Annotated in this window: 5 protein-coding genes; 1 reads left to right on the top strand and 4 read right to left on the bottom strand. The window is 66.2% G+C overall.

The genetic code is table 11. The features are described 5' to 3' along the window. The 4 genes from ACP5M5_RS14300 to ACP5M5_RS14285 all read right to left on the bottom strand — a co-directional run. A partial coding sequence (locus ACP5M5_RS14300; protein ID WP_427938465.1) for a branched-chain amino acid ABC transporter permease occupies nucleotides 1-830 on the bottom strand: 830 nt, incomplete at its 3' end. After that, nucleotides 827-1,558, bottom strand: a complete 732-nt coding sequence (locus ACP5M5_RS14295; protein ID WP_427938463.1) for an ABC transporter ATP-binding protein — start codon at nucleotides 1,556-1,558, stop codon at nucleotides 827-829. The genes ACP5M5_RS14295 and ACP5M5_RS14300, both read right to left, overlap by 4 nt. Further along, nucleotides 1,555-2,337 (bottom strand): ABC transporter ATP-binding protein, encoded by a 783-nt coding sequence (locus ACP5M5_RS14290; RefSeq protein ID WP_427938461.1) that lies wholly within the window; start codon nucleotides 2,335-2,337, stop codon nucleotides 1,555-1,557. Before ACP5M5_RS14290 ends, ACP5M5_RS14295 begins: the two co-directional genes overlap by 4 nt. Continuing rightward, nucleotides 2,321-3,472, bottom strand: a complete 1,152-nt coding sequence (locus ACP5M5_RS14285; RefSeq protein ID WP_427938459.1) for an ABC transporter substrate-binding protein — start codon at nucleotides 3,470-3,472, stop codon at nucleotides 2,321-2,323. The genes ACP5M5_RS14290 and ACP5M5_RS14285 overlap by 17 nt, the downstream gene beginning before the upstream one ends. A gap of 139 nt (nucleotides 3,473-3,611) precedes the next feature. Here ACP5M5_RS14285 and ACP5M5_RS14280 point away from each other — a divergent pair, with 139 nt between their 5' ends. Then, a complete protein-coding gene (locus ACP5M5_RS14280; RefSeq protein ID WP_427938456.1) occupies nucleotides 3,612-4,700 on the top strand; it encodes an SDR family oxidoreductase in 1,089 nt (362 codons plus the stop codon). Nucleotides 4,701-4,736: the final 36 nt, after the last annotated feature.

Genomic DNA, 4,736 nt, shown 5'->3' with positions numbered 1-4,736 from the left:
CGCACCACCATCACCACGATGAGCAGCGCAAAGACCGACGCCGTGGTGTAGGCAGGCGAGACCAAGGCGCTGAAAAAAGCGGTATAGAGGCCGAGCAGCAAGCCCGCGACATAGCTGCCGCCGACACTCCCGATGCCGCCCAGCACGACGACGACGAAGGTCATCACCACCTGCTCGAACCCGATCGACGTCAGGATCGGCGTACGCGGCGCAACCAGGGTCGCGGCAAAGGCGACGGCGGCGCCCTCGAAGGCGAAGATGGCGAGATAGACCGGCGCGACGCGCAAACCATAGAGAGCGGCGAGCGGCGGGTCTTCTGCGACCATCCGCACCGCGGCGCCGAACCGGCTGCGGCGTAAAACCCAATGCAGGCCTAGAAAAACGACGATGGTCGCGCCGACCAGAAGCGCGTCCTGGGCCGAGCAGGAAACCCTCGCGCCGCCGAGGGTGATCGCTTGCAGCGGGCTCGTCAGACGCTCGGGCTTGGCGCCGAAGGCGAGGCCGGCGGCGCCTTGCAGGATCTGTCCGAAGCCCAGCGTCGCGATCATCAGATTGACTAGATCCTGCGACAGGGTGAGGCGAAGAAAGAGCCGCTGCATCAGCGCCCCGAGCAGCGCCCCAACCAGCACCGCAAGCGGCACCGCCGCCGCATACGGCAGCCCCGTCGCGCTCATCAGCCACCAGGCGACGAAAGCGCCCATCATATACATTTGGCCGTGGCCGAAATTGACCAGCCGCGCCGCACCGAGAAGCAGGGTCCAGCCGACCGCGACCAACGCATAGGCGTGGCCGATGATGATCCCGTTGGCGAATTGCTGCGCGACGTTCATCCGTGGCCGCCTCCGAGATAGGCCGCGATGATGCGGGGATCGTCCCTCATCGCAGCGACCGTGCCGCCCGCGATCAACCGCCCGCGCTCGAGAAGATAGAGGACATCGGTGACTTCCAGCGCCGCGACAACATTCTGCTCGACCAGCAGCACGGTGAGCCCGCCATCGACAAGGGTGCGGATCGTCGCGAGCAGGAGGGCGACGAGACGCGGGGCGAGGCCGATCGAGGGCTCATCGAGCAACAGCAGCCGCGGCGCCATCCGCAACGCCCGCGCGATCGCCAGCATCTGCCGCTCGCCGCCGCTCAGCGCCGCGCCGGCATTGTGCCGTCGTTCATAAAGACGCGGGAACAAATCATAGACATCGGCAAGCGAATAGGCCCTGCCGCCGGCGCCACGCGCCGCCCCAACCCCGGCCCGCAAATTTTCCTCGACCGTGAGCCCCATGAACACGCCCCGCCCCTCCGGCACCAGGACCACGCCGCGGCGGGCGCGATCGCAGGCCGAGACGCGGGAAAAATCCTCGCCATCGACGGTGATCGCACCAGAGAGGCGCGGCGCCGCGCGCGACCAGTTGGCGATCGCATTGATCAGCGTCGATTTGCCGGCGCCATTGGCCCCGATCACCGTCGCCAGCGTTCCCGGCGCAACGCCAAGATGATCGACGCTGACAGCAATGGCGCGATCATAGGCGACGCGGAGATCACGGATCTCGAGCCTTCCGCTCATGCCGCGCGGCCGAGATAGGCATCGCGCACCCGCGCATCCGCCTGGATCGCCGCCGGCGCCCCCCGCGCGATGACCGCGCCGAGATCGATCACCACCACCTCATCGGCGATGTCCATCACCAGATCCATGTGATGCTCAATCAGCACGATGGCGAGGCCCTCCGCGCGCAAGCGCAGAAGAAGGGCGCGCAACACCCGCATATCCTCCCCACCCAATCCCGCCGCCGGCTCGTCGAGCAAGATGACGCGCGCGCCAGGCGATGCCGCCAGCGCGATCGAGAGCATCCGTTGCGTGCCATAGGAAAGTTCGCCGGGGAAATGATGATGCCATACCGCCGGCACGTGATAGGAATCGAGATGCCGCGCCGCCTCGGCAAGGATCGCGCGGCGCCGCCGACGTTCCAGCCAGGGGAAGAAAACCGCGCCGGCAAGCGAACTCGGGCGGTTTTCAAGCAAAGCGCCGGCCATGTTCTCGATCACCGTCATGCCGGCGAAAAACGCATTCTGCTGGAAGGTGCGGCGCAGGCCGCGCGGCGGCAGCCGATGGGCGCGGAGCGTGGTGACATCGGCGCCCTGCAGAAAAAGCCTGCCGCTATGGGCGACCATGTTGGTCGCGGCAAGAAAACAGGTGCTCTTGCCGGCGCCGTTGGGCCCGATGATGCTGAGGATCTGCCCCGATCGGACCGACCAGGAAACGTCGCGGAGCGCCTGGAAACCCCCAAACCTGACCGAAAGCCGCTCGACCGCGAAGGCCGGCGCGGGGTCAGCGCTCGACGACAATTTTTCCCTCGGCGACGGTAAAGATCCTGTAATGGTGTGCCATCTGGCCGTTCGCGCTGAACGCGACATCACCGAAAACGGTGCCGGCGATGGTATGGCCGCGGATCGCGTCGGCAACCGGCTGGCGATCGAGGCTGCCAACCGCGGTTGCCGCCTTGGCCCAGATCTCGAGCGCCGCAGCGCCGAGGGCCATGTATTTGTCGGGGGTGGTTTTGAACTGTTTTTGCATCTCGGCGATGAAACGCTGATTTTCCCGATAGCCCGCGAACGGTTCGGCGTCGGGAAAATAGATATCGGCGCTGATCAAGCCATTGGCGGCCGGCCCCGCGGTTTCGATCACACTCGGGCTCACCGTCCCCACGGTGCAAATGAGGGGTGCTGGGACCGCCGCTTGCGCATATTGCTGCAGAAAGGCCGGCAATCCCGCCCCTTCATTGGCGTTGATGGTCACCACGATATCGGGCTTGGCGTCACGAATGGCGGTCACCTCGACCCGGAAATCGGTTTGTGGGAAGGGGAATTTCAGGGTTTTCACGGTCTCGTAGTCAAGGCCGGCGCGCGCGATCTCCGCCTCGATGCCGTGTTGCGCGCCGTTGCCGTAGGCATCGTTTTCGGTGACGAAAACCAGCCGCCGGCGATTGCCGCCGGATGGCAAACGGCGTTTCAGATAGGCCGCGATGATCGTCGCATCCTGCGCGTTGGCGCTGTTGAGGCGGATCGCGAGCGGATTGGCGGGGCTGGTGAGGATGGCGTCGGCTTTTGAGATCATGGTAATGTCGAGCACATTGGCGCGCGCGAGGATCGGCTGCATCGCCAGCGTCACCGGACTGTTCCAGCCCTCGAGCACAGCGGCGACGCCGGCGGAGGCGAGTTCATTGGCCTTGGCGACGCCGATCGCCGGCGTGCTTTCGTCATCGCGCACCAGCAATTCGATCGGCCGGCCGAGCACGCCGCCATCGTCGTTGATCAGCGTCGCCATCGCCTGCACCGCATTGGCGACGTCTTGCCCCTGACGGCCGGCGCCGCCGCTGAGCGGAATGATGACGCCGATGGTGATCGGCGCCGCCGCCCGAGCCCGCCGCGCCAGCAACGATCCCGCTGCCAAGCCGCCGATGATGGTTCGCCGTGATAGCATTCATCCCTCCCCTGGCCGCCTCGCCCTTGCCCCCTGCGAGACGATGATGTTGGCCGCCACCGGCGACGATTTATCGCTTGCCCCAGCCCGGGGCATCTCTAGTATTCGCCGCAACGGGCGAAGAGACAAGGAGAAGCCGATGGCGAGCGAGCGCACTGTTCTCGTCGCCGGCGCCGGCGGGCTGGTCGGCCGGGCAGTGATCGAACATTATCTTGCGCGGGGTAACGTCGACGTCATTGCGCTGTCGCGTCATCCGCCCATCCCGCACACCGGCGCACGCTTTATCGCCGTCGACCTCACGGATGCCGCTGGCTGCGCGGCGCGGCTCGGCGACCTCACCGGCGTCACCCACATTGTCTATGCGGCGCTCTATGAGAAGCCGGATCTCACTCAAGGCTGGCTCGAGCAAGATCAGATCGCGACCAATCTCGGCATGTTGACCAATCTGATGGCGGCGATCGAACCGCGCAATCGCGGGCTTCGCCATATCACCCTGCTGCAAGGGGCAAAGGCCTATGGTGTGCATCTCGGCCAGATCAGCGTCCCCGCGCGCGAAAGCGCGCCGCGCCACATCCATCCGAATTTTTATTGGGCGCAGGAGGATTTCCTCGCCGCCCGGCAGGCGGGAAAAGAATGGGGATGGACGATTTTCCGCCCGCAAGTGGTGTTCGGCTTTGCCATCGGCAGCATGATGAACATGATCGCGGCGATCGGCGCCTATGCCGCGATCAGCCGCGAACTCGGCCTGCCGCTGATCTATCCCGGCACCGGCAGCCGGGTGACCGAGGCGACCGACGCGCGCTTGCTCGCGCGGGCGATCGATTGGGCCGGCGGCGCCGCGGCGGCGTTCAATCAGACCTTCAACATCACCAATGGCGATGTGTTCACCTGGGAGGGGCTCTGGCCGGCCGTCGCGCGCGCTTTCGCCCTGCCACTTGGCCTGCCGCAGGCGATGCCGCTCGCGCACGTCATGCCCGGCCACGGCGAAACCTGGCGCGCCCTCGCCGCGCGCCATCGCCTGGAGCCGGTGACACTCGAACAGCTGATCCGCGGCTCCTGGCAATTCGCCGATTTCGCGTTCTCGCGCCCCCATTCGACGGCGTCACTGCTCAGCACGATCAAGCTCCGCCAAGCCGGCTTCGGGGATTGCATCGATACCGAAGCGTCGCTCACGCACTGGCTCGGCGAGATGCAGCGGCGCAATGTCCTCCCCGCGACCGCCGCCTAATTTTACGGCGTACCGGAGCCGGCTTGGCGCTCTTTG

This window comes from Acidibrevibacterium sp., from assembly GCF_049965395.1.
Classification (GTDB): Bacteria; Pseudomonadota; Alphaproteobacteria; order Acetobacterales; family Acetobacteraceae; genus Acidibrevibacterium; species Acidibrevibacterium fodinaquatile.
The sequence above is the reverse complement of the archived record's forward strand: the minus strand, read 5'-3'. Positions and strand labels throughout refer to the sequence as shown.